We start from the raw sequence: 22174 nt of genomic DNA, 5'->3' as shown, positions 1-22174 counted from the left end.
TCCCCAAGCCGGATACCTGACCGGGAGAGACCGATGACCACCTTCACCGCGATCACGTCGCTGCCCGCCCGCGCGCCCGCCGAAGGGCTGGTCGAGGCGCTTGAGGATCTGGACCCCGCGGGTGTGGGCTGTTTTGAGATCGAGGACGGCTCGGGCCGTTGGGAGGTTGGCGCCTATTTCGAAGACGCCCCGGATGAGATCGCGCTGTCGCTTCTGGCGGCGGCCTTCGGCGCGGCGGAATTCGCCATATCGGAACTGCCCGAAACCGACTGGGTCGCGCACGTCCGGCGCGAATTGCAGCCGGTCGAGGCGGGGCGCTTCTTCGTCTATGGCAGCCATGACGCCGACAAGGTGCCGGGCGGCCGCGTGCCGCTGTTGATCGAGGCGGCGATGGCATTCGGCACCGGCCATCACGGCACCACCAAGGGCTGCCTTCTGGCGCTGGAACGCCTGGCGGCCGAGGGCGTGGTGGCGAAGAACGTGGCCGATATCGGTTGCGGCACGGCGGTTCTGGCCATGGCCGCCGCCGCGATCTGGCCCGATCCGGTTCTGGCCTCGGACATCGACCCGGTCGCGGTGGACGTGGCGCGCGCGAATGTCGCGGCCAACGGTTTCGCCGACCGCGTGACCTGCGTCGAGGCGGCGGGATTTGACGCGCCCGCGCTGAGGGCCGCAGCGCCCTTCGATCTGGTTTTTGCCAATATTCTCAAGGCTCCGCTGATCGCTTTGGCCCCCGACATGGGCCGCCATGTCGCCCCCGGAGGAATCGCGATCCTGTCCGGTATCCTCGTCCCGCAGGCGGATGAGGTGATCGCGGCCTATGAAAAAACCGGATTTACCTTGCGTCACCGCGACGAACAGGGCGAGTGGACGATATTGGTTCTGCACCGCAACCAATAGGCGAGAAAAGCTGGCCACCGCCAAATTCCTGCCGCAATGATACCGCACCCTGGTCAAATCCGGGGGCGTGATAACTGGGTAACAGCGAGGCACCGACATGGTCGATCGCAATTTGCAGAACTTCTACGGCCGACTTGGCCGCATCGACAGCATCCATCAGGCCGGTGGCGGGTTTGAGGCCGAAGGCACGCTGGGCATGTCCTTCTACAACGCCCGCCGTCGCCGCAGGACGCGCCGCGTGGGCATTCTGGGGCCGCTGGTGGTGGTCGCCATGTCGGTCGTGGCGCTGAAATCCACGGTCCATGCGACCATCGGCGCCGATCTTTATGAGAAACGTGTGGCCGCGCTGGGCGAGGGGACGGCGGTGGAAAAGGCCGGGGCCTATGTGCTTCAGGCCGATCCGCTGACGCTGGCGATTTCCGGCAAGATCCGCGACATCCTGAACTGATTTCCCGGACCGGCCCGGCCCGGGCCGGTCATCGGGCTTTTCTGAAACGAGAAAGGCCGTGACAGCATCTGCTGTCACGGCCTTTGGCGCGATCGCGCGTCCCGGCGCCCCCAAGGGCGCCGTCGGATGGTTCCGACCTCAGCGGGTCGCGATCGTGTCGATGTCAGCGCGGGTCAGGCCGATATCGTCCAGCTCGCGGTCGGTCAGACGCGACAGGGCGTTGCGGGTGACGCGGGCGTCGTTCCAGGCGGCGAAGGCCGAAACCATGGTGCCAAAGAAGCCACCCATGTGGTGTTGCGCGGTGCGGTTCGTGGTATAGACAGACATTTCCGTTTCCTCAGTTTTCAAGGCGCCTGTTTTCTGTGCGCCCTGCTTTCGAGGCGTCAGATAGAACCGCCGCCCCGTTGCCACAAGCCACGCCGATGCAGGGCCGTCATGCAATTGCTGCATGGGTCGGTCTTCCGTTAAGTCACTGTCATAAAACCGTTTCTGCGGATGCGAAAAATGTCGTTTTCTGCACCTGCGAAGGCGAATTTCGACCGCCGATGTCGCGTCATCGGCAACAATCCCACCGCCGCTTTCCGCCTTTCGGATGTTCTCTTTTCGTGCTAGTCGTGGGAAAAAAGCAACAGATTGAGGGAGCAGATGCGCGTTTTGGGAATTGATCCGGGCCTCCGATGCCTTGGCTGGGGTGTGATCGAGGTCGCGGGATCGCGACTCAGCCATGTCGCAAACGGCACCATCCGCACCGAAGGCAGCGATCTTGCCGCGCGGCTCCTGACGCTTTTCGCCGGTCTGGGAGAGGTTTTGGCCGCTCACAGCCCCGACGCGGCGGCGGTGGAGCAGACCTTTGTCAACCGCGACGGCGCAGGCACGCTGAAACTGGGGCAGGCGCGGGGTGTCGCGGTGCTGGCCGCCGCGCAGGCCGGGCTGGCCGTTGGCGAATACGCCCCGAACGCGGTCAAGAAGGCCGTGGTCGGCGTTGGCCATGCCGACAAGACGCAGATCGCGCATATGGTCCGCCACCAGCTTCCCGGTGTTCAGCTTGACGGGCCGGATGCGGCCGACGCGCTGGCCATCGCCATCTGCCACGCCCATCACCTGCAAAGCGCGGGCCGTCTGGCCGCCGCGCTGAAGGGGGCCGCATGATCGGCCGCATCGCCGGGGTCATCCTGCACCGCGCCATGGATCACGTCCTGATCGACGTGCGCGGCGTGGGCTATATCGTCCACGTCTCCCAACGCACCGCCGCCGCGCTGCCGCCGGTGGGCGAGGCCGTGGCGCTTTATACCGACCTGCTGGTGCGGGAGGACCTGTTGCAGCTTTTCGGCTTTCCGACGCTGCTGGAAAAGGAATGGCATCGGCTGTTGATGTCGGTGCAGGGCGTCGGCGCCAAGGCGTCGATGGCGATCCTTGGTACGCTCGGCGCCGAAGGGGTCGGCCGGGCGATCGCGCTCGGCGACTGGTCGGCGATCAAGGCGGCGCAGGGCGTGGGGCCGAAGCTCGCGCAGCGGGTGGTGATGGAGCTGAAGGACAAGGCGCCTTCGGTCATGGCCCTTGGCGGCGCGCTGACGGTCGATGTCGCGGCGGGGGATGAGGTGATCGAACCCGCCGCGAAACCCGCCAGACGCCCCGCCGCGACGGTCTCCGCCTCTGCCTCCGCCACCGCCGACGCGCTTTCCGCACTTCTCAACCTCGGCTACGGTCAGGGCGAGGCCGCCGCCGCCGTCGCCGAGGCCGCAGGCGCCAATGAGGGCGCCGAAGCCCCGGCGCTGATCCGCGCGGCGCTGAAACTTCTGGCGCCGAAGGGGTAGGGGATGCTGTTCAACTCGGCATTGTCGGAGGCCGGGGTCGCGCCCGAGACGGTGGCGATCATCTTGCACAAGACCAACCTGCCGCGCTTCCGGCAGGTCTTGCCCTGGCTCGTCGAAAACCGGCCCGACCTGTTCGATGCCTACCAGTCTGTTCATTCCGACAGCGCGACCTCGACGCTTCGCCGCAGGGACCATGCCGCCAGCTTCGTGCCAAACGGATCGGGGACTTTGGTGTTCGCGGGCCTTTACCGCAAGATCGCGGCGGAGCTTGTTCCGACCGCAGAGCTTTATTCCGACCCCCGCTTTGTCGAGCTTGAGCGGGATTACGGGGCCGTCGATACCGCGCCGACACGGCATATCGCCGAACGACAGGAGCAGTATCGGTTCGTGTTCCGCCTGTGTCCTGAACTGAGCGATTTGCGCGGGCGACTGGTGATCAAATCACCGCCGGGGCGCACCTATACACGGCTCGCCGAACGGTTGGACGCCGAGATATTTGCCCTGCTTCCAGAACCGGTTTTTTCCGCACCGGTTCCCGATTGGCGCGATCTGGTCTTGAGCGCTGCCGAGGTCAGGCTTTTGCCTGCATCGTGGCGCGCGCGGCTTTCCGAATGGCGCGGGATATACCTTATCCTCGACGAGACCGATGGCGGCAGATATGTCGGATCGGCCTATGGCGAAGCGAATATCTATGGTCGCTGGCGGGCGCATGTTTCGGGCGAACAGGGCGTGACGGCGGAACTGGGGCATCGCAAGACGTCCGCCTTGCGCTTTTCGCTGCTGGAGAGATTAGGGCCGGATACGAGCATGGAAGATGTCGTTGCGCGCGAAACCCAGTGGAAGAAACGGCTTCATACGATTGAATTCGGGTTGAATCGACAATGACCACCCCCGATCCCACCCTGCGCCCCGCGCCGCAGCCCGAGGATGCGGACCGCAGCCTGCGGCCCCAGGCGCTGACCGATTTCGTCGGGCAGGAGGAGGCGCGCGCCAACCTGCGTGTCTTCATCGAAAGCGCCCGCAGGCGGGGCGAGGCGATGGATCACACGCTGTTTCACGGCCCGCCCGGTCTGGGCAAGACCACGCTGGCGCAGATCATGTCGAAGGAGTTGGGCGTCAACTTTCGCATGACGTCCGGCCCGGTTCTTGCCCGCGCAGGCGATCTGGCGGCGATCCTGACCAACCTTGAGGCGCGCGATGTGCTGTTCATCGACGAGATCCACCGCCTCAATCCTGCCGTCGAAGAGGTGCTTTACCCGGCGATGGAGGATTTCGAGCTTGATCTGGTGATCGGCGAAGGCCCCGCCGCCCGTACCGTCAGGATCGAGTTGCAGCCCTTCACGCTGGTCGGCGCGACGACACGCCTTGGCCTTCTGACCACGCCGCTTCGTGACCGGTTCGGCATCCCGACGCGGCTGCAATTCTACACCGTGGCGGAACTGGACCGGATCGTCGCCCGCGGCGCGCGGATGATGGGGATCAGCGCCGACCCCGAAGGCACGCTGGAAATTGCCCGGCGGGCGCGGGGGACGCCCCGGATCGCCGGGCGGCTTCTGCGCCGGGTCGTGGATTTCGCGCTGGTCGAGGGCAACGGGCGGCTGGACCGGGCGATTGCCGACAGCGCGCTGACGCGGCTCGGCGTCGATCACCTTGGCCTTGACGGGGCGGACCGGCGCTACCTGAGCCTGATCGCCGAGAATTACGGCGGCGGCCCGGTGGGGGTGGAGACGATCGCGGCGGCGCTGTCGGAAAGCCGCGATGCCATCGAAGAGGTGATCGAACCCTATCTGCTTCAGCAGGGCCTGATCCAGCGCACGCCGCGCGGGCGGATGCTGGCGCAGAAGGCCTGGGCGCATCTGGGCCTGCCGCAGCCAAGGGCGGCGGGGCAGTCGGACCTTTTCGGCGACGGCTGACCCGGCGGGTTGAGGCGCGGGGCCAAAGCCATTATGCCCAGGGCGCAACCGACCGGAGGACCGCCCCCGATGACGCCCGAGGAGATCGCCGCGCTTTTTACCCGTTCGGAAGGTGATTACCTTTTCGCCCGCTGGACGCGGCCCATCGTGCCGGTGGTCTTCGGGGTCGAGGATGCGACGCTGTCCACCCTGAAAGGCGCGCTTCGGGCGATCACCGGCCTTGCCGGACACCCGATGGAGGAGACCGACCCCGAGCAGGGCGCAAACCTGATGATCTTCTTCTTCCGCGACTGGGAAGAGTTGAACGCCGTCCCCGATCTGGGCCGGCTGGTCGAGGGGCTGGACGGTCTGACGGCGCGCCTTGCGGCCGAGGACGCCACCCAGTACCGCCATTTCCGGTTTGAGGAGACGGGCGCGATCCGGGCCTGTTTCGTCTTCATCCGCATGGATGAAAGCCTGTCGGACCTGCCGGCCGAGACCATCGCGCTCAGCCTTGCGGCGCAGGTGATCCTGCTTTGGTCCGACCGCGCCTTCCGCGACCGCTCGCCCCTTGCGCGGGCGGGTGAGGCGGTGATCCTGAGGCCGGAGATCGGCACGCTGATCCGCGCTGCCTACGATCCGGTCATGCCGGTCGTCGCGCATGACCCAAGCCACGCGCTGCGTCTGGCCGCGCGCCTTGGCGCGGCCTGATCGCTGAAAGGCAGCCCCGAAGGGGTCAGCCGGTGATCTGCACCTTGCCGACCAGCCGCGCGCCCTTTTCCGAGGACAGCGTCTGGGCCTTCACGTCGGCCTTCACCTCGGCGTTCTTTTCCAGCGCCAGTTCGGTGCATTCGATCTGGCCGGTGTGGCGGCCCTGAACGCGGACCGAGGTCGCCTTGATCGCGCCGGTCACGTTGCCATGGGTGTGGACCGAGACGTTCTCGCCCGTCACATCGCCCTTGACCTGACCCTTGACCTCGATATCGCCGTCCTTGGACGCGATGTTGCCCTCGATGATGAGGTCTTCCTCGATGACCGATTTCGTCATGCTCGCTTCCGCCTTCGCGTTGTGCTTCGTTTCCCTCTCGCTACACGACAGGGCCGCGCCGGGACAAGCGGACTTTGGCCGATGGGCGGGAAAAGGCCCACGCTGCGGCCTTCTTGTCTCTGTCACGGCCCGCGTCTATAGCATTTCGGGTTTGCACTGACTCAGAATTTGAACTTATTTCGTTCGAATTCTGATACTTACTTTCTCAACGTAAACCCGAAACGCTTTCGGGTCGCGGCGAGAGCAGGGGGCAGGGCGATGCAGCACGATTTTCCGATCCGCGTCTATTACGAGGATACCGACCTTGCCGGGATCGTCTATTACGCCAACTACCTGAAATTCATCGAACGCGCGCGGACCGAATGGGTGCGCGGGCTGGGCATCGACCAGGGGCGCCTGAAGGCGGAAGAGGGCATCGTCTTCGCCGTCCGCCGGGTCGAGGCGGATTACCTGCGGCCCGCGAAATTCGACGATGAGCTGACCGTGGTCACACGTCCCGAAGCCGTCACCGGCGCGCGGATCGTGCTTGACCAAAGCGTCCTGCGCGGGGGCGAGATGCTGTTTCAGGCGCATGTGACGCTGGTCTGCCTGACCGACACCGGCCACGCGGCGCGCGTCCCGCCGGAGTTGCGGTTGAAGCTTGGTCCGGCGGTGCATTGAGGGGGGCGCGCCCGGCAAGCTCCCCCCCGTCCCCTCACCAATGCGGCGGTTTCTGATCGGCCAGCGGCACCGTTCCGCCGCCCTCGGCCTCGGCCTCTGCCGCGCGTTCCAGAAGCATCGCGACGCGGCGGGTCAGCAGGTCGATCTCCCGCGTCTGGCGGGCGACCATGTCGGACAGGTCATCGACCGCGCGGCGCAGATGCGCCACCTCTTCCTCGGTCCGGTTCAGCCGGTCTTCCATCGCCGCTCCCCTTTCGCGCCCTGTCGCTACTGATACCCTACGCATAGCCGACGCGGGGCCTGCGCGGAACCGACGCTGCCGCTTGTTCCCCGCATCCCCATCCGCTACACCCGCGCGCGATGGCAAGTGAAGGGTCGAAACGATGGCCAAGGACAAGGGTCCGAGAAAACCGCGCGCCGAGACGCCGAAGGGCTTTCGCGACTATTTCGGTGCAGATGTCACCGAACGCAAGGCGATGCTCGACAAGATCGCCGGGGTCTATCACCGCCACGGCTTCGACCCGCTTGAGACCTCTGCCGTGGAAACCGTTGAGGCGCTTGGGAAATTCCTGCCCGACGTCGACCGCCCGAATGAGGGCGTCTTTGCCTGGCAGGAGGATGACGACTGGCTGGCGCTGCGCTACGACCTGACCGCGCCCCTGGCCCGCGTCGCCGCGCAATACCGCAACGACCTGCCCACGCCCTATCGGCGCTATGCCATGGGGCCGGTCTGGCGCAACGAAAAGCCGGGACCGGGGCGGTTTCGCCAGTTCTATCAATGCGATGCGGACACGGTCGGCGCGGCGTCGGTCGCGGCGGACGCCGAGATCTGCGCCATGCTGGCCGACGCGCTGGAAGAGGTCGGCATTCCCCGCGGGGACTATGTGGTGCGGGTGAACAATCGGAAAGTGCTGAATGGGGTGATGGAGGTCGCGGGTATCCTTGATCCGAACGACCCCGAGAAGTTCGAACATGAGCGCGGGATCGTTCTGCGGGCGATAGATAAACTCGACCGGCTGGGGCCGGAAGGGGTGCGGGCGCTGTTGGGTGAAGGGCGGAAGGACGAAAGCGGGGATTTCACGAAGGGCGCGGGGCTTGGTGACGAGCAGATTGCACCAATCATGGGCTTCCTTAAGGCAGGCGAGTTCACTCGTGAATCAACGTCGATCCAGCAGGGCTTGATCGCATCTTCGGAGGTGTTCTCTCGGCATATCAATCCAGTTCCGGGTGTCCTTAAGGCCCTCAAGTCCTTGGTCGGCGCCTCTCGGGTAGGCGCCGAAGGCGTGCAAGAACTCGAAACCATTGCCTCCCTCCTCGCCGCCCAGGGCTACGGCCCCGACCGCATCGTCATCGACCCCTCCGTCGTCCGTGGCCTCGGCTACTACACCGGCCCGGTCTTCGAGGCCGAACTGACCTTCGAAATCCTCGACGAAAAGGGCCGTCCGCGTCAGTTCGGCTCTGTCGCCGGGGGCGGGCGCTACGACGATCTCGTCAAGCGTTTCACCGGCCAGTCGGTGCCTGCCACCGGCGTCTCCATCGGCGTCGACCGGCTGCTGGCCGCGCTGCGCGCCAAGGGCCGGATGCAGGCCGACACGCGCGGTCCGGTCGTCGTGACGGTGATGGACCGCGACCGCATGGCCGACTATCAAAAGATGGCGGCCGAGCTTCGCCGCGCCGGTATCCGGGCGGAAGTTTATCTTGGAAATCCAAAGAACTTCGGCAACCAGTTGAAGTATGCCGACAAGCGCAATTCCCCCGTTGCCGTGATCCAGGGTGGGGACGAGGCCGCGAAGGGTGTCGTCCAGATCAAGGACCTGTTTCTTGGCGCGAAGATCGCCGCCGAGGCCAGCCACGAGGAATGGAAAAGCCAGCCCGCCCAGACCGAGGTGCCGCGCGAAAACCTCGTGGCCGAGGTCAGGCGCCTTCTGGGGGCGGGCTGAATGGCGCTGAAGGCCGACGCGCGGGCCGAGGCGGATCGCCTCATGGCCGCCTTCCAGGGCGCGGGCGCGGCCGTGGTCGAGGCCGACATCCTGCAACCGGCCGAGGTGCTGCTGGACCTTTACGGCGAAGACATCCGCGCCCGCGCCTATGTCACCAACGACCCGATCCGGGGCGAGATGATGCTGCGGCCCGACTTCACCGTGCCGGTCGTGCAGATGCACATGGACGGCGGCGCGGAACCCGCGCGCTATTGCTATATGGGTGAGGTCTTTCGCAAGCAGGAACATCTGAGCGCCCGGAAAAGCGAATATTTCCAGGTGGGGTATGAGGTTTTCGACCGCGCTGACCCGGTTGCCGCCGATGCCGAGGTCTTTGCGCTTTTCGCGAGCCTTCTCGCGCCCCTGAACCTGCGCGCGGTGACCGGCGATCTTGCCATCCTGACGGCGGCGGTGCGCGGGCTGAAGACGCTGGAAAGCCGCAAGGCAGCACTTCTGCGCCACATCTGGCGGCCCCGCCGCTTCACCCAGCTTCTCGACCGTTTCGGCGGGCGGGCGGCGGTGCCGGAAAGTCGCGCCCGGCTTCTGGCCGCGCTGGCCTCGGGCGACACGCTGACCCAAAGCCCGATGATCGGCCTGCGCTCGGATGCCGAAATCGCCACCCGGCTTGCCGCCCTGCAAGAGGATGCCGAAAGCGCCCCGATCTCTGCCGAAGAGGTCGCGCGGCTTGAGGATCTGCTGACCTATACCGGAACCTGCACCGCGGCGCTGGCACACCTGACCGGCCTTGCCCGCGACATGCCCACCATCGCGCCTGCGGTGGACCGGATGGCGGCACGGCTCGACGCGCTGGCCGCCAGGGGGATCGCCGTCGATACCCTCGATTTCGAGGCCAGCCATGGCCGCACGACGCTGGAATATTACGACGGCTTCGTCTTTTCCTTCCTCGCGACCGATCCCGACCTGCCGCCGCTCGCCTCCGGCGGGCGCTATGACGCGCTGACCACCGTGTTGGGGCAGGGCCGGTCGATCCCCGCTGTCGGCGGCGTGATCCGCCCCGGCATCGTCGCCGACCTGAAGGAGGGCGCGCCATGCTGAAGCTGGGTATCCCCTCCAAGGGTCGGCTGATGGACAAGACCTTCGACTGGTTCGGCGCCCGTGGCATCACGCTCAGCCGCGCCGGGACGGAACGCGAATATGCCGGCGCGGTCGATGGGGCCGAGGGGCTGGACCTCGTCCTCCTCTCCGCCGGAGAGATCCCGCGCGAACTGGCCGCGGGCCGCATCCATATGGGCGTCACCGGATCGGACCTGGTGCGCGACAAGCTGGCCGACTGGGACCGGCAGGTGGCCGAGCTTGCGCCCTTGGGCTTCGGCCATGCCGACCTCATCATCGCGGTCCCCGCCTGCTGGCCGGATGTCGACACGCTCGACGATCTTGACGCCGCCGCCGCCGCCTTTCGCCGCGCCCATGGCCACCGGCTGCGGATCGCCACGAAATACCACCGCCTCGTCCGCGATTTCCTGACCGCGAACGGCGTTGCCGATTATCAGCTGGTCGACAGCCAGGGCGCCACCGAAGGCACGGTCAAGAACCTGACGGCCGAGGCCATCGCCGACATCACCTCGACCGGCGAGACCCTGCGCGCCAATCACCTCAAGATCCTCGCCGATGGCCTCGTCCACCAAAGCCAGGCGACGCTCTATGCCGCCCGCGCCGCCGACTGGTCTGATGCCGCCACGACACTGGCCGACCTCGCCCCGCGCCTCGGCTTCACGGCGCCAAGGCTCTGAGGTTCATCTTGCCGGAACTACCTTGCGGGGGTCCGGGTGCGCAAAGCCCCCGGCGTCGGCCTCAGCGCAACCCGATCTCGGCCAGCGCCAGCGCCATCTCCTCGGGCAGGGCGCTGTCGGTCTCGCGCCCCTTGGGCAGGTCGCGCGGCGCGTCCTCGGGCGACAGGTAGCGCCAGCCCTGAAACGGGCGGCGTGCGGCGGCCTCGGTGCGGATCACGTCTGGGTCCATGACGATGCCGCAGCGCCTTATGCCGTCGCCCCGGTCCACCTCGTCCAGCCGCAGGATGCGCTGGCGGCAGAGGATCACGCCCTTGACGACCCAGTAAAGCGAACCGCCGTTCAGCACCTCCGCCTCGCGCTTCGGCCACATGCGGGTGACATGCCGCCGTTCCCCGGTGGGAAAGGGCGAGGGGTGGGTCCGGTGCCACTCCAAGAGGTCATCGACGCTTTCCGCGCCGACGCAAAGCTTCAGAAGATGAACAGACTCGGCCATGGCACCCCCAAGAAGTTGCTATTCTAGCGCTTGGCGGCGCGACATCAAGTTGACCGCCGCCGCCGCCGGGCGTATCTTGACTCTCCTTCCCCGCTGCCAGAGGACCGCTGCCGATGACCCGTTTCGCCGCCCCGATCGCCGAGCAGATCTGGGACATGAAATACCGCCTGAAAGAGGCGGACGGCACCCCTATCGACGCCACGGTCGAGGATAGCTGGCGCCGCATCGCCCGCGCGCTCGCCTCGGTCGAAAAGGACTCGGCCGCGTGGGAGGGGCGATTCTATGCAGCGCTTGAGGATTTCAAATACCTCCCCGCGGGCCGCATCACCGCAGGCGCGGGGACGGGGCGGTCGGTCACGCTTTTCAACTGCTTCGTCATGGGGACGATCCCCGACAATATGGGCGGCATCTTCGACGGGCTGAAAGAGGCCGCGCTGACCATGCAGCAGGGCGGCGGGATCGGCTATGACTTCTCCACCATCCGGCCGAGGGGCGCGGAGGTGAAGGGCGTGGCCGCCGATGCCTCCGGCCCCTTAAGCTTCATGGATGTCTGGGACGCGATGTGCCGGACGATCATGTCGGCGGGGTCGCGGCGTGGCGCGATGATGGCGACCATGCGCTGCGATCACCCCGACATCGAAAGCTTTATCGAGGCCAAGCAGGACGCCGCGCGGCTGCGCATGTTCAACCTTTCCGTCCTTATCACCGATCCCTTCATGGAGGCGGTGAAGGCAGACGGCCCGTGGGAGTTGAGTTTCGAGGGCAAGGTCTATCACACGCTGAACGCGCGCGATCTTTGGAACAAGATCATGCGGGCGACCTTCGATTACGCCGAGCCGGGCGTGATCTTCATCGACCGCATCAACGCGATGAACAATCTGCGCTATGCCGAAACCATCGCCGCCACCAACCCCTGCGGGGAACAGCCGCTGCCGCCCTATGGCGCCTGCCTTCTGGGGTCGGTGAACCTCGCCCGGCTGGTCAGGGACCCGTTCGGCAAGGGCGCGGCGCTGGATGAGGACGCGCTTGACGATCTGGTGCGGGTCGCCGTCAGGATGATGGACAACACCGTCGACGCCTCGCGCTTTCCGCTGCCCCAACAGGCGGCGGAGGCGGAGGCCAAGCGCCGGATTGGTCTTGGCGTTACCGGGCTTGCCGATGCGCTTTTGATGGTCGGCCTGCGCTACGGGTCCGAGGACGCGGCCGCGCAGACCGAGGACTGGATGCACCGCATCGCGCGGTCGGCCTATCTCGCCTCCGTCGATCTGGCGAAGGAAAAGGGGGCGTTTCCGCTTTTCGACGCCGCGAAATACCTCGCCTCGGGCAACATGATGCAGATGGACGCCGATCTGCGCGACGCGATCGCGGAACACGGCATCCGCAACGCGCTTTTGACCTCCATCGCGCCCACTGGCACGATCAGCCTTTACGCGGGCAACGTGTCCTCGGGGATCGAGCCGGTCTTTGCCTATGCCTACAAGCGCAAGGTCCTGCAAAAGGACGGCAGCCGCACGGAAGAAGAGGTGGTCGACTACGCCGTCCAGCTTTGGCGTGAACGGTTCGGGGACAAGCCGCTGCCCGACCATTTCGTCAACGCCCAGACGCTGCCGCCCCTCGACCATGTCCGCATGCAGGCGGCGGCGCAGAAATGGGTGGATTCGTCGATTTCGAAGACCATCAACTGTCCCGAGGAGATCAGCTTCGAGGCGTTCAAGGACGTCTACATGGCGGCCTGGGACCAGGGTTGCAAGGGCTGCACCACCTACCGCCCGAACGCGGTGACAGGGTCTGTGCTGACTGTCAGCGAAGCCGCCGATGAGGCCCCGGATCAGGTCCGGGGCGCGATGTCGACGGATGGTGAGGTGGTCTATCTCTCCGAACCGCTCGACCGGCCGCAGGCGCTTGAAGGGGCGACCTACAAGCTGAAATGGCCCGACAGCGAACATGCGATCTATATCACGATCAACGACATCGTCCAAGGTGGCCACCGGCGGCCCTTCGAGGTCTTCATCAATTCGAAGAACATGGAGCATTTCGCCTGGACCGTGGCGCTGACCCGGATGATTTCCGCCGTGTTCCGGCGCGGAGGCGATGTGAGTTTCGTGGTCGAGGAGTTGAAGGCCGTCTTCGACCCGCGCGGCGGGGCCTGGATGCAGGGGCGGTATATCCCGTCGATCCTCGCGGCCATCGGCGGCGTGATCGAACGCCACATGATCGCCATCGGCTTCATCGAGGGCGAGGGGCTGGGCCTGAAATCCGACCCCAAGGCACAGGTCATGGCGGTGGGGGAGGCCCCGCGCGGCCCGGCCTGCCCGTCCTGCGGCCAGTTCGGGATGCAGATGATCGAGGGCTGCATGACCTGCCCGTCCTGCGGCCATTCGAAATGCGGTTGAACGGGGGCGCTTGATGAGCCGCAACCCCGACCGCTGCCCGACGCATCCGGGCGAACTGCTCCGCGAGGACGTGATCCCCGCGACCGGGAAATCGAAATCCGAAATTGCGCGGATGCTTGGCATTTCGCGCCAGCATCTGCATGACATTCTGGCCGAACGCAAACCCGTGAGCCCCGAGGTTGCCGTGCGGCTGGGCAAGCTGTTCGGGAACGAACCGCTGGTCTGGATCAGGATGCAGGGCGCCTATGACGCCTGGCATGCCGCACGGGAGGTGGATGTATCCGCCATCCCGACGTTGTTTGCCGCCGAATAGAGGCTGTCACACCCGTGAGGGGGGCGGCCAGGCCTGCCCGGCCGCGTTATCCTTTCGCGCGATCTACGTCCGCACGCCTGAAAACCGCTGCTGCCATTCCTCCCGCTCCTCGTCCGCGATCTTGGCGAAGAGGACTTCGGGCGTTTCGAACGGGTGGCCGGGTTTCAGGGCCGCCAGCGCCTCGGCGACGGAACCGGGCCAGGTCTTGTCGTCGCATTTCATCGCGTGCAGCATCTTGGCCGAGGCGTCGGGGATGAAGGGTTCCGACAGGATCGCGTAAAGACGGATCAGGTTCAGGCCAAGGCGGACCATGGCGGCGGCGCGCTCGGGCTCTTCCTTGAACACGGTCCAGGGGGCGGCCGCTTGCAGGTATTCGTTGCCCGCGACCCAGATCGTGCGCAATTCCGTCGCGGCCTTGCGGATCTCCATCGCGTCCATATGCGCCTCATAGGCGCGCAGGCGGGTTTCCAGCTCTTCGATCAGGGCCGCGGCGCGTTCGCCCGTCTCACCGCCCGCCGGGACCTCCTCGCCGTATTTCGACCGGCAGAACTTGGTGATCCGGCTGACGAAGTTGCCAAGAACGTCGGCCAGATCCTTGTTGACAGAGGTCTGGAAGTTCTCCCAGGTGAACTCGCTGTCGGCGTTTTCGGGCGCGTGGGACAGAAGCCACCAGCGCCAGTAATCGGCGGGCAGGATCGACAGCGCCTGATCCATGAAGACGCCACGGCCCTGGCTGGTCGAAAACTGGCCGCCGTCATAGTTCAGGTAATTGAAGCTCTTGATATAGTCGACCAGCTTCCACGGTTCGCGCGACCCCATGATGGTCGCGGGGAAGCTCAGCGTGTGGAAGGGGACGTTGTCCTTGCCCATGAATTGCACATAACGCACATCATCGGCGCCCTTGTCGGTGCGCCACCAGCGTTCCCATGCACTATCCTGCTCTTCCCGCGCGTCGGCCCATTCGGCGGTGGCGGCGATGTATTCGATCGGCGCGTCGAACCAGACATAGAAGACCTTGCCTTCCATGCCCTGCCATGGCGCGCCGTCGAATTGCACCGGAACGCCCCAGGCGAGGTCGCGGGTGATGCCGCGATCCTGCAACCCGTCGCCGTCGTTCAGCCATTTCTTCGCGATGGAGGTGGTCAGGATCGGCCAGTCGGCCTTGGCGTCGATCCACTTCGCCAGATCGCCCCTGAGCGATTTCTGTTTCAGGTAGAGGTGCTTGGTCTCCCGCACCTCAAGCTCGGTCGAGCCAGAGATGGCCGAGCGCGGGTTGATGAGGTCGGTCGGGTCCAGCTGCTTGGTGCAGTTCTCGCACTGATCGCCGCGCGCCTTGTCATAGCCGCAGTTGGGGCAGGTGCCCTCGATATAGCGGTCGGGCAGGAAGCGGTTGTCGGCGACGGAAAAGACCTGCTTTTCGGCCACTTCCCCGATCAGCCCGTTTTCCCCCAGCGCCTTGGCGAAATGTTGCGTCAGCCGGTGGTTGCGGCCCGAGGAGGAGCGCCCGAAATGGTCGAAGGACAGGCGGAACCCGGCGGCGAGGTTGGCCTGCACTTCATGCATCTCGGCGCAGTAATCGGCGACCGGCATCCCGGCCTTGGCGGCCGCAAGCTCGGCCGGGGTGCCGTGTTCGTCGGTGGCGCAGATGAACATCACCTCATTGCCGCGCGCGCGCATGTAGCGGGCATAAAGATCGGCCGGCAGCTGGGACCCGACGAGGTTCCCCAGATGCTTGATCCCGTTGATATAGGGAATCGCGGAGGTGATGAGAATCCGGGCCATCGGCGCACCTTTCTTGTACTTTGCGCCGATTTACCCGCTTGGCGCTGTCAGGGCCAGAGGGTTTGGGTGGGGGGGCGACTAGGTGTCGCCGTCGCGCTGCTTCTTCAGGAGACGCCCGACCAGGAAGGAGGTGCGCGGGGTGTAGATATAGGGTGTCTTGGCGCGGGGCGCAGGGCGGGCGCGCATACGGATCAGCCCGAAGGCCAGAAGCGCCGCATGGGTCAGCGCGATGAAGGCGAACATGGCCGAGGCGCCGAACTGCTGGATCAGGGTCGAGGCGAAAAGCGGCGAGGCGATGGCGCCGACCGCGTAAAGGAACATCAAGGCGGCGGACAGCTCCACCCGTTCTTCGCTTGCGGCGAAGTCATGGGCATGGGCGGCAGAGAGCGAATAGATCGGGATCGTCGCCATGCCGAAAAGGAAGGCGGCAAGGAAGACGCCATTGCGGCCCAGCCCCGCCATCAGGACGGTTGCCGCGCAGGCCAGGACGGCGGCGACCGAGAGGCCGATCAGCACGCCGCGCCGGTCGAACTTGTCGGCCAGCCAGCCCAGCGGGAACTGCGCCACGCCGCCGCCCAGCACATAGGCGGCAAGGAACAGCGCGATGCTGTCGGCGGACAGCCCCACCTTGACGCCATAGATCGGGCCGACCATGCGAAACGCCGCGCCGGTGACGCCCGAGACGACGACGCCCACCGCGCCAAGCGGGGATCGCCGCCAGGCCAGGCCGGGGCGCAGGCGCGGGGCGGCGGGCATCGCGGGCTGTTCCACGCGGCTGACCGTGATCGGCAGGAGCGCCGCGCAGCAGGCCAGCGCCAGCAGGTTGTAGGAGAAGTAGGCCGCAGGCGACAGCACCCCGATGACCAGCTGCGCCGCGAGCGAGCCGGAGATGTCCACCACCCGGTAGATGCCCATCGCGCGGCCCCGCGTCTCATTCGTGACCTTGGCGTTCAGCCAGGCCTCGATCACCGTGTAGCAGCCCGCGACGCAGGCGCCCGAAAGGATGCGCAAAAGCGCCCAGGCGGTCGGGTTCACGATCATCATATGCGCGATCAGCCCGATGGTGCCTGCCGCCGTGAAGGCCGCGAAGGCGCGCGAATGGCCGACCGCCCCCATCAGGCGCGGCGCCCACCAGCAGCCGATGAAGAAGCCGAAGAAATGGGCCGAGCCGAGCGTGCCGATCTGCGACGTGGTAAAGCCAAGCTCCACCCCCGACAGCGCGTCGAGCGGGGCCACGCCGCCGGTCCCCAGTTGCAAAAGCACGACCGAGAGGAAGAGGGCGGCGAAGGAGATCAGAAGGCGCATGTCAGATCCGGCTTGTCCCGCCACCATGTCGCGGCGCGCGGGGCGGGGACCAGCGAAAAACGACATCGGCGCGGATTTTATAGGCCGGGGTGCCGTCGGGCGGGACAAATACAAAAAACCGGATATGATGATGGGATGGCCCGGAGGAGGGGCCGATCAGGCCCGCGAGACCGGGAAACCCACGGGAGGAAACGCGATGAACCCGACTGCCAGCCTTGCCCTTGCCCTCACGCTTGCCGCCTCGGCGGCTTTTGGGGACGGGGTCGTTCACCATGTTGCGCTGCATGTGGACGAGAATGACCCGAAACTGATGAACATGGTGCTGAACAACGCCCAGAACCTGACCGCCTATTACGCAGGTCAGGGCGACACAGCCGAGATCGAGATCGTCGCCTACGGGCCGGGCCTGAACATGTATGTCGAGGGCAAAAGCCCGGTCGCCGACCGTATCGCCCAGATGTCGCTGGAAAATGAGGGGCTGCATTTTTCCGCCTGTGCCAACACCATCGCCGGGATGGAGAAGAAGACGGGTGAGAAGGTGGCCCTGCTGAGCGAGGCCGCCATCGTCCCCTCGGGCGTGGTGCGGCTGATCGAGTTGCAGGAACAGGGCTACGCCTACGTCCGGCCATAGGTCCCTCTGCCCTTGCCTGCGCGGGGACAGCCGCTAATGTCCGCCCCGCGCAGGCGAAAGGGAAACGGATGAAACGCACGACACTTGGCCCGACGGATTTGTCCGTCTCGGCGCTTTGCCTTGGCACCATGACCTTCGGCAACCAGACGGGCGAGGCGGAATCGCATGCCCAGATCGACCGCGCCGGGGCGGCGGGTGTCAACTTCATGGACACGGCCGAGATGTATCCGGTCAACCCCGTCCGGGCCGAGACCGTGGGCGTGACGGAGGAAATCATCGGCCGCTGGATCGCCAAAGGCGGACGGCGCGAGGATTGGGTGATCGCCACCAAGATCGCGGGTGAGGGCAGCAAGGCGCGCGGCGGGGAGCCGATCACCGGCGCCTCGATCCGCCGCGCGCTTGAGGCTTCGCTGAGGCGGCTGCAAACGGAGTACGTCGATCTTTACCAGTTCCACTGGCCGAACCGGGGCAGCTACATGTTCCGCAAGAACTGGCGCTATGACCCCTCGGGGCAGGACACGGCGGCGGTGCTGGCCAATATGGAGGAATGCCTGCGAACGCTCGCCGATTTGCAGGCCGAGGGGAAGCTGCGCCATGTCGGCCTGTCGAACGAAAGCGCCTGGGGTATGGCGCAGTGGCTGCGGCTGGCCGATCAGGGGGCAGGGCCGCGCGCCGTCAGCCTTCAGAACGAATATTCGCTGCTTTGCCGCCTCTACGACACCGATCTGGCAGAGCTTGGGCACAATGAGAGGGTGACGCTGCTGGCCTATTCGCCGGTGGGCGCGGGGATGCTGACGGGGAAATATTCCGGCGACGCGACGCCTGCGGGATCGCGGCGCGAGAACCAGCCCGACCTGAACGGCCGCATGACGCCGCGTTCGGTCCCGGCGACAGAGGCCTATCTGTCGATCGCGCGCGAGGCGGGGCTCGATCCGCAGCAGATGGCGCTGGCCTGGACGCTGACGCGGCCTTTCCCGGTGGTGCCGATCCTGGGCGCGACGCGGCTGTCGCATCTGGAAAACGCGCTGGGGGCGGCGGAGCTGATCTTGCCTGAAGATGTGCTGGCGGCCATTGCGAAGGCCCATCACGCCCATCCGATGCCCTATTGACGCGCCACCGGACGGGTGGTGCGCCTGAGGGCAGAGGCCGTCATGCCGAACCGGGCGCGGAAGGCGCGGGCGAAGGTCGCCTGGCCGGAAAAGCCGGTGCGCAGCGCGATCTCCTGCACTGACATCCGCGTGTCGGTCAGAAGCCGCCGCGCCTCATCCAGCCTGAGGTCAAGGAAGAAGCGCCCCGGACTGACGCCCAGCCGGTCGGCAAAGAGCATCTCCAGCCGCCGTTGCGACAGGCCGATGCCGGCGGCGATCTCGGCAATGGCGGGCGGGTCCTCCACCCCTTGCTCCATCCGTGCGATGGCCTGACCCAATGCCGGGTCGGCGCGGGCGATGCGGGCGGCGGGCAGCGCCTGTTGCGGCTGGGCGGCGGTTTGGAACGGCTCATACACGAACGCGCCCGCGACACGCAGCGCCAGTTCCGCGCCCCAGCGGGCGCGGATCAGGTCCAGCATCATGTCAAGGCAGGGCGCCGCGCCGCCGGTGGTGATGTAGCGGCCCGAGATGACATAGCGGTCGGCCCGCGTCTCGATCGCCGGGAAGCGGGCGGCGAAGGTTTCAAGGTCCTCCCAATGCACGGTCGCGGCGCGCCCCTCCAGCAGCCCGGCAAGGGCCAGGAACCACGGGCCGCCGTCGATCCCCGCCATGCCGCGCAGTTGCGGTGCAAGGCGGCGCAGGCGCGCCAGAAGCGCGGGCGTCGCCTGTTCCATGATGCGAAAGCCCGCGACGACCATCAAGAGATCGTCGCCCGGCTTTTCCGGCATCCGTTCGGTCGGGATGGTGAACCCGGCGGTCAGCGGCACCGGCCCGCCGCTGGTCGAGACATAGCGCCAGTCGAACAGCTCCCGCCCCGCGCGCCGGTTCGCCGCGCGCATCGGATCGACGGCGGCGGCGAGCGAGAAAAGGTTGGTGTCGCCCATCACAAGGACGGCGACGCGCAGAGGGCGCGGATCGGCGGCGAAGAGGGGGCTTTCGGGTTTCATCAAGCCTTTCGTATTGCGCAAATTCCGGCGCGGCAAGCGGCGCTTGCGGTCTGGCGCCGCCCGCGCGATGGTCGGGGTCAGCCCTTGCGGAGTGTCCCCATGCGTCTTGCCGTCCTGTCGCCCCTTCTTCTTGCCGCACTTGCCGCCTGCGCCCCCGCGCCGCAGGGCCTGCGGTCGCCCGATGCGCCGATCTCCTCTGCCGCCGCCTTCGATCCGGCGCGCTTTGGCGATGTCTGGCATGTCGTGGCCGCCTATGGGGATGAGGCGCGCTGTGGCCCGCTGGCCGAGACCTGGACCCGCACCGGCGCCGACAGTTTCCGTGTCACCGGCACGACGTGCGGCCCGAACGGCGCGCGCGCCTTCGTTGCGCCCGCGCGGATGACCGGGCCGGGGCGGATTGCGCGCGCGATGCCGGGCGGGGAGGAGGCGCTTTGGGTGCTTTGGGTCGATGCCGATTACCGCGTCGCCGTCATCGGTACGCCCGACGGCCGCTTTGCCCGCGTCCTTTCGCGCACCCCTGCCGCGCGCGACGATCTGATGCGCGCGGCCCGCGACGTGCTGCGCTTCAACGGCTATGACCCGGCGGGGCTGACGCCGGTCTGAAGTCCCGCGTCGCCCGCGAGGTCATTGAGAAGGCTCACGAAATCGCGCGCGCCGCTGTCGCTTTCGCGCACCAGCCAGTCGAAATGGCCCGAAAAGCTCTGCACCCGCGCGGAATCGCGGAAGGCGATGTAATGGCGGCCAAGGTAGAGGACGGCGAGGCGCGGCCCGAAAACCGTCACCGGCGCGGAAAACACCCGCCGCGCGTCGAAGACATAGATGCGCAGCGCCGGGTAAAGCTGGGCATAAAGGTCGCGCAAACGTGCGATCTGCCCGGCCCTGACTTCGGCGGGCAGGCCCGCATAATAGCCCTCGGCGCGGGTGAAGGAGATCAGTTCGTGCAAGGGCAGCGCGATTTCGTAGTCGGAGCCTGAGCGGCGCATGAGCGACAGGCGGTCCTCGCTGGCGCCGATGGCCTGTTCGGCGGTCCGGCCCAGCTGCGGCTCATATTCCCAGCGCAGCATGGCGTGGGTCTTCAGCATGTCGGGCAGGGTCGCCGGGACGTGACGGATCTTGTAGCCCGCCGCCTCCTGGTGCCAGTTGAAGATCGTCTCATCAATCAGGGCGCGGGGCGCCTCGGTCATGGTCAGAGAGGTGGCGAGAAGGTCGGCCAGCCGTTCGGGCCGTTCGGTCAGGCCCAGCAGCCAGTCGGCTGAGACGCCAAGAGCGGCCGCGCATTCCGCAACGACCTGCGCGTTGGGAAGCCGCGCGCCCTGATCCCCCAGAAGCTGCGAGATGGTGGAACGGTCAACGCCCACGGCCCGCGCCAGCCCGCTTTGGGTCATCTCCCGTTCGCCCATGCTTTGCCCCAGACGGTCGCGGAACAGGGAGGCGCGGTCGCGTTTGTCTATATTTATCTGCATTGCTGATAAATATCACTTTATGTGACAAATGTTAATCATATTCGGAATTCGCAACCGACCCTTTTCCCGGTCATCTGTCGGCAGGGGAAAGGATGGTCATGGAAACGGCAAAACGCTCTGTTCTCAAAGCAGTTTTATGGAATGTGCTTGGTCTTGCGTCGATGACGCTGACCGGGTTCGTGCTGACAGGCTCTGCCTCGGTCGGGGGCGCGCTGGCGGTGTTGAACACCGGGATCGGCTTCGTCACCTATATCGGGTACGAGCGGGTGTGGTCGCGGATTTCGTGGGGCCGCCATGCGTGACGCGCCCCGCATCGAATGGCCGACCCTTGCGCTGATCCTTGGCTGCTACGCGCTTTGGGCGCTGGCGACGACGGTCCTGTCGGCGCTGTGGCTGCCGCTGGGCTTTGTCGTCACGATGCTGGCCATCACGCTTCATTCCTCGCTTCAGCATGAGGTGTTGCACGGCCACCCCTTCGCCAGCCGTCCGGCGAATGAAGCGCTGATGTTCCTGCCCCTGGGGGTGATCTATCCCTATGGCCGCTTCCGTGACCTGCATCTGGCGCATCACCGGGACGAAAACCTGACCGATCCCTATGACGACCCGGAATCGAATTACATGGACCCGAAGGTCTGGGTGCGGCTGTCACCCGCGCTTCGGGTGATCCTGCGGGCGAACAACACGCTTCTGGGGCGGATGCTGATCGGGCCGGCGGTGTCGGTTTTCGCGCTGTTGCGCGGCGATCTGGCGGCGATCCGGGCGGGGGACCGGGCGATCCGGCGCGACTGGCTGCTGCATCTGGCGGGGATGGTGCCGGTGCTGGTCTGGCTGTCCACCGTTGCTGCGATCCCGTTCTGGCTTTTCGTGCTGTCCTGTTACGGGGCGCTGTCGATCCTGAAGATCCGCACCTTCCTGGAACATCGCGCGCATGAGCTGGCGCGCGGGCGGACGGTGATCGTCGAGGGGCGGGGGCTGTTGCCCTTCCTCTTTCTTTACAACAACTTCCACGTCGTTCATCACGCAAAGCCCAACCTTGCCTGGTATCGGCTTCCGGCGCTTTACGAGGAACGGAAAGAGGACTACCACCGCCGCAACGATGGCTATGTCTACCGTTCTTACGCCGAGGTCTTCCGCCGCTATTTCCTGCGCACCAAGGACCCGGTTCCCCATCCGCTAAGGCCGGGTCTCTAGCGCCCCTTCCGCCCCC

Annotated in this window: 26 protein-coding genes; 18 read left to right on the top strand and 8 right to left on the bottom strand. The window is 66.3% G+C overall.

Translation table 11 applies throughout. The annotated features are described in order from the left end of the window. Positions 1–33: 33 nt before the first annotated feature. Together LX70_RS05330 and LX70_RS05325 are read left to right on the top strand one after the other, a co-directional pair. Positions 34–900 carry a 50S ribosomal protein L11 methyltransferase gene (locus LX70_RS05330; protein WP_105513437.1) on the top strand — a complete coding sequence of 289 codons (867 nt, stop codon included), beginning with the start codon at positions 34–36 and terminating at the stop codon, positions 898–900. A 97-nt stretch (positions 901–997) separates the two neighbouring features. After that, positions 998–1348 (top strand): hypothetical protein, encoded by a 351-nt coding sequence (locus tag LX70_RS05325; RefSeq protein WP_105513436.1) that lies wholly within the window; start codon positions 998–1000, stop codon positions 1346–1348. 138 nt (positions 1349–1486) lie between these two features. Here LX70_RS05325 and LX70_RS05320 read toward each other — a convergent pair whose 3' ends face one another. Further along, positions 1487–1675, bottom strand: coding sequence for a DUF1127 domain-containing protein (locus LX70_RS05320; RefSeq protein WP_105513435.1), 189 nt, complete (start codon positions 1673–1675; stop codon positions 1487–1489). Between the two features lie 318 nt (positions 1676–1993). Between LX70_RS05320 and ruvC the strand changes: the two genes are divergently transcribed. From ruvC to LX70_RS05295, 5 genes are all read left to right on the top strand, one after another. Then, on the top strand, positions 1994–2497 hold the full coding sequence (gene ruvC / locus LX70_RS05315) for a crossover junction endodeoxyribonuclease RuvC (protein ID WP_105513434.1): 504 nt from the start codon (positions 1994–1996) through the stop codon (positions 2495–2497). Then, positions 2494–3162, top strand: a complete 669-nt coding sequence (gene ruvA, locus LX70_RS05310) for a Holliday junction branch migration protein RuvA (protein ID WP_105513433.1) — start codon at positions 2494–2496, stop codon at positions 3160–3162. Before ruvC ends, ruvA begins: the two co-directional genes overlap by 4 nt. Positions 3163–3165: 3 nt before the next feature. Next, positions 3166–4047, top strand: coding sequence for a GIY-YIG nuclease family protein (locus LX70_RS05305; RefSeq protein ID WP_105513432.1), 882 nt, complete (start codon positions 3166–3168; stop codon positions 4045–4047). Then, entirely contained in the window at positions 4044–5075 is a 1032-nt protein-coding gene (gene ruvB / locus LX70_RS05300) for a Holliday junction branch migration DNA helicase RuvB (RefSeq protein ID WP_105513431.1), read from the top strand. The genes LX70_RS05305 and ruvB overlap by 4 nt, the downstream gene beginning before the upstream one ends. Positions 5076–5144: 69 nt before the next feature. After that, a complete protein-coding gene (locus LX70_RS05295) occupies positions 5145–5765 on the top strand; it encodes a hypothetical protein (RefSeq protein ID WP_105513430.1) in 621 nt (206 codons plus the stop codon). Positions 5766–5790: 25 nt separating this feature from the next. On the opposite strand, the gene LX70_RS05290 is transcribed toward LX70_RS05295, so the two are convergent. Then, the gene (locus LX70_RS05290) at positions 5791–6102 is read right to left on the bottom strand and encodes a bactofilin family protein (protein ID WP_105513429.1); all 312 of its coding nucleotides are present in this window, start codon (positions 6100–6102) and stop codon (positions 5791–5793) included. Positions 6103–6360: 258 nt separating this feature from the next. On the opposite strand from LX70_RS05290, the gene ybgC reads away from it, so the two are divergent. After that, positions 6361–6762: a tol-pal system-associated acyl-CoA thioesterase gene (gene ybgC / locus LX70_RS05285; protein WP_105513428.1), complete on the top strand. Its 402-nt coding sequence runs from the start codon at positions 6361–6363 to the stop codon at positions 6760–6762. Positions 6763–6796: 34 nt separating this feature from the next. Here the strand turns inward: ybgC and LX70_RS05280 are convergent, their stop codons facing one another. Next, complete coding sequence (locus tag LX70_RS05280; RefSeq protein ID WP_105513427.1) at positions 6797–7003, bottom strand: SlyX family protein; 207 nt, start codon at positions 7001–7003, stop codon at positions 6797–6799. A gap of 142 nt (positions 7004–7145) precedes the next feature. Here LX70_RS05280 and hisS point away from each other — a divergent pair, with 142 nt between their 5' ends. Genes hisS through hisG form a run of 3 tightly spaced genes read left to right on the top strand, consistent with a single transcriptional unit; the run spans position 7146 to position 10492 of the window. Further along, positions 7146–8702, top strand: coding sequence for a histidine--tRNA ligase (hisS, locus tag LX70_RS05275; protein WP_105513426.1), 1557 nt, complete (start codon positions 7146–7148; stop codon positions 8700–8702). Beyond that, on the top strand, positions 8703–9797 hold the full coding sequence (locus tag LX70_RS05270) for an ATP phosphoribosyltransferase regulatory subunit (protein WP_105513425.1): 1095 nt from the start codon (positions 8703–8705) through the stop codon (positions 9795–9797). Then, a complete protein-coding gene (gene hisG, locus LX70_RS05265; RefSeq protein ID WP_105513424.1) occupies positions 9791–10492 on the top strand; it encodes an ATP phosphoribosyltransferase in 702 nt (233 codons plus the stop codon). Before LX70_RS05270 ends, hisG begins: the two co-directional genes overlap by 7 nt. 61 nt (positions 10493–10553) lie before the next feature. Here the strand turns inward: hisG and LX70_RS05260 are convergent, their stop codons facing one another. Next, entirely contained in the window at positions 10554–10985 is a 432-nt protein-coding gene (locus LX70_RS05260; protein WP_105513423.1) for a DUF1489 family protein, read from the bottom strand. A 113-nt stretch (positions 10986–11098) separates the two neighbouring features. Between LX70_RS05260 and LX70_RS05255 the strand changes: the two genes are divergently transcribed. After that, positions 11099–13378, top strand: a complete 2280-nt coding sequence (locus LX70_RS05255; protein WP_105513422.1) for an adenosylcobalamin-dependent ribonucleoside-diphosphate reductase — start codon at positions 11099–11101, stop codon at positions 13376–13378. 13 nt (positions 13379–13391) lie between these two features. Continuing rightward, positions 13392–13691 carry a HigA family addiction module antitoxin gene (locus tag LX70_RS05250; protein WP_105513421.1) on the top strand — a complete coding sequence of 100 codons (300 nt, stop codon included), beginning with the start codon at positions 13392–13394 and terminating at the stop codon, positions 13689–13691. 63 nt (positions 13692–13754) lie between these two features. Here the strand turns inward: LX70_RS05250 and metG are convergent, their stop codons facing one another. Then, positions 13755–15473: a methionine--tRNA ligase gene (gene metG / locus LX70_RS05245; RefSeq protein WP_105513420.1), complete on the bottom strand. Its 1719-nt coding sequence runs from the start codon at positions 15471–15473 to the stop codon at positions 13755–13757. A 78-nt stretch (positions 15474–15551) separates the two neighbouring features. After that, positions 15552–16778 carry an MFS transporter gene (locus LX70_RS05240; RefSeq protein WP_105513419.1) on the bottom strand — a complete coding sequence of 409 codons (1227 nt, stop codon included), beginning with the start codon at positions 16776–16778 and terminating at the stop codon, positions 15552–15554. Positions 16779–16974: 196 nt separating this feature from the next. On the opposite strand from LX70_RS05240, the gene LX70_RS05235 reads away from it, so the two are divergent. Together LX70_RS05235 and LX70_RS05230 are read left to right on the top strand one after the other, a co-directional pair. After that, positions 16975–17409 (top strand): DsrE family protein, encoded by a 435-nt coding sequence (locus tag LX70_RS05235; protein ID WP_105513618.1) that lies wholly within the window; start codon positions 16975–16977, stop codon positions 17407–17409. Between the two features lie 68 nt (positions 17410–17477). Continuing rightward, the gene (locus LX70_RS05230; RefSeq protein ID WP_105513418.1) at positions 17478–18518 is read left to right on the top strand and encodes an aldo/keto reductase; all 1041 of its coding nucleotides are present in this window, start codon (positions 17478–17480) and stop codon (positions 18516–18518) included. On the opposite strand, the gene LX70_RS05225 is transcribed toward LX70_RS05230, so the two are convergent. After that, positions 18512–19504: a GlxA family transcriptional regulator gene (locus LX70_RS05225; RefSeq protein ID WP_105513417.1), complete on the bottom strand. Its 993-nt coding sequence runs from the start codon at positions 19502–19504 to the stop codon at positions 18512–18514. The genes LX70_RS05230 and LX70_RS05225 overlap by 7 nt on opposite strands. 99 nt (positions 19505–19603) lie before the next feature. Between LX70_RS05225 and LX70_RS05220 the strand changes: the two genes are divergently transcribed. After that, positions 19604–20107 (top strand): lipocalin family protein, encoded by a 504-nt coding sequence (locus LX70_RS05220; protein WP_105513416.1) that lies wholly within the window; start codon positions 19604–19606, stop codon positions 20105–20107. Here LX70_RS05220 and LX70_RS05215 read toward each other — a convergent pair. Further along, on the bottom strand, positions 20077–20967 hold the full coding sequence (locus tag LX70_RS05215; RefSeq protein WP_105513415.1) for a helix-turn-helix domain-containing protein: 891 nt from the start codon (positions 20965–20967) through the stop codon (positions 20077–20079). The genes LX70_RS05220 and LX70_RS05215 overlap by 31 nt on opposite strands. Positions 20968–21065: 98 nt before the next feature. Between LX70_RS05215 and LX70_RS05210 the strand changes: the two genes are divergently transcribed. Together LX70_RS05210 and LX70_RS05205 are read left to right on the top strand one after the other, a co-directional pair. After that, positions 21066–21269, top strand: coding sequence for a DUF2061 domain-containing protein (locus LX70_RS05210; RefSeq protein ID WP_105513617.1), 204 nt, complete (start codon positions 21066–21068; stop codon positions 21267–21269). Then, positions 21262–22158: a fatty acid desaturase gene (locus LX70_RS05205; RefSeq protein ID WP_105513414.1), complete on the top strand. Its 897-nt coding sequence runs from the start codon at positions 21262–21264 to the stop codon at positions 22156–22158. Before LX70_RS05210 ends, LX70_RS05205 begins: the two co-directional genes overlap by 8 nt. The last annotated feature ends 16 nt before the right edge of the window (positions 22159–22174 follow it).

The organism is Albidovulum denitrificans (genome assembly GCF_002973535.1).
GTDB lineage: Bacteria > Pseudomonadota > Alphaproteobacteria > Rhodobacterales > Rhodobacteraceae > Albidovulum > Albidovulum denitrificans.
This window is presented reverse-complemented; position numbering and strand designations above follow the sequence as displayed.

What these genes read in the sequence shown, in the direction of transcription:
- LX70_RS05330 (WP_105513437.1), top strand. Translation starts at nt 34, where the DNA reads ATGACCACCTTCACCGCGATCACGTCGCTGCCCGCCCGCGCGCCCGCC.
- LX70_RS05325 (WP_105513436.1), top strand. Translation starts at nt 998, where the DNA reads ATGGTCGATCGCAATTTGCAGAACTTCTACGGCCGACTTGGCCGCATC.
- LX70_RS05320 (WP_105513435.1), bottom strand. Translation starts at nt 1,675, where the DNA reads ATGTCTGTCTATACCACGAACCGCACCGCGCAACACCACATGGGTGGC.
- ruvC (WP_105513434.1), top strand. Translation starts at nt 1,994, where the DNA reads ATGCGCGTTTTGGGAATTGATCCGGGCCTCCGATGCCTTGGCTGGGGT.
- ruvA (WP_105513433.1), top strand. Translation starts at nt 2,494, where the DNA reads ATGATCGGCCGCATCGCCGGGGTCATCCTGCACCGCGCCATGGATCAC.
- LX70_RS05305 (WP_105513432.1), top strand. Translation starts at nt 3,166, where the DNA reads ATGCTGTTCAACTCGGCATTGTCGGAGGCCGGGGTCGCGCCCGAGACG.
- ruvB (WP_105513431.1), top strand. Translation starts at nt 4,044, where the DNA reads ATGACCACCCCCGATCCCACCCTGCGCCCCGCGCCGCAGCCCGAGGAT.
- LX70_RS05295 (WP_105513430.1), top strand. Translation starts at nt 5,145, where the DNA reads ATGACGCCCGAGGAGATCGCCGCGCTTTTTACCCGTTCGGAAGGTGAT.
- LX70_RS05290 (WP_105513429.1), bottom strand. Translation starts at nt 6,102, where the DNA reads ATGACGAAATCGGTCATCGAGGAAGACCTCATCATCGAGGGCAACATC.
- ybgC (WP_105513428.1), top strand. Translation starts at nt 6,361, where the DNA reads ATGCAGCACGATTTTCCGATCCGCGTCTATTACGAGGATACCGACCTT.
- LX70_RS05280 (WP_105513427.1), bottom strand. Translation starts at nt 7,003, where the DNA reads ATGGAAGACCGGCTGAACCGGACCGAGGAAGAGGTGGCGCATCTGCGC.
- hisS (WP_105513426.1), top strand. Translation starts at nt 7,146, where the DNA reads ATGGCCAAGGACAAGGGTCCGAGAAAACCGCGCGCCGAGACGCCGAAG.
- LX70_RS05270 (WP_105513425.1), top strand. Translation starts at nt 8,703, where the DNA reads ATGGCGCTGAAGGCCGACGCGCGGGCCGAGGCGGATCGCCTCATGGCC.
- hisG (WP_105513424.1), top strand. Translation starts at nt 9,791, where the DNA reads ATGCTGAAGCTGGGTATCCCCTCCAAGGGTCGGCTGATGGACAAGACC.
- LX70_RS05260 (WP_105513423.1), bottom strand. Translation starts at nt 10,985, where the DNA reads ATGGCCGAGTCTGTTCATCTTCTGAAGCTTTGCGTCGGCGCGGAAAGC.
- LX70_RS05255 (WP_105513422.1), top strand. Translation starts at nt 11,099, where the DNA reads ATGACCCGTTTCGCCGCCCCGATCGCCGAGCAGATCTGGGACATGAAA.
- LX70_RS05250 (WP_105513421.1), top strand. Translation starts at nt 13,392, where the DNA reads ATGAGCCGCAACCCCGACCGCTGCCCGACGCATCCGGGCGAACTGCTC.
- metG (WP_105513420.1), bottom strand. Translation starts at nt 15,473, where the DNA reads ATGGCCCGGATTCTCATCACCTCCGCGATTCCCTATATCAACGGGATC.
- LX70_RS05240 (WP_105513419.1), bottom strand. Translation starts at nt 16,778, where the DNA reads ATGCGCCTTCTGATCTCCTTCGCCGCCCTCTTCCTCTCGGTCGTGCTT.
- LX70_RS05235 (WP_105513618.1), top strand. Translation starts at nt 16,975, where the DNA reads ATGAACCCGACTGCCAGCCTTGCCCTTGCCCTCACGCTTGCCGCCTCG.
- LX70_RS05230 (WP_105513418.1), top strand. Translation starts at nt 17,478, where the DNA reads ATGAAACGCACGACACTTGGCCCGACGGATTTGTCCGTCTCGGCGCTT.
- LX70_RS05225 (WP_105513417.1), bottom strand. Translation starts at nt 19,504, where the DNA reads ATGAAACCCGAAAGCCCCCTCTTCGCCGCCGATCCGCGCCCTCTGCGC.
- LX70_RS05220 (WP_105513416.1), top strand. Translation starts at nt 19,604, where the DNA reads ATGCGTCTTGCCGTCCTGTCGCCCCTTCTTCTTGCCGCACTTGCCGCC.
- LX70_RS05215 (WP_105513415.1), bottom strand. Translation starts at nt 20,967, where the DNA reads ATGCAGATAAATATAGACAAACGCGACCGCGCCTCCCTGTTCCGCGAC.
- LX70_RS05210 (WP_105513617.1), top strand. Translation starts at nt 21,066, where the DNA reads ATGGAAACGGCAAAACGCTCTGTTCTCAAAGCAGTTTTATGGAATGTG.
- LX70_RS05205 (WP_105513414.1), top strand. Translation starts at nt 21,262, where the DNA reads ATGCGTGACGCGCCCCGCATCGAATGGCCGACCCTTGCGCTGATCCTT.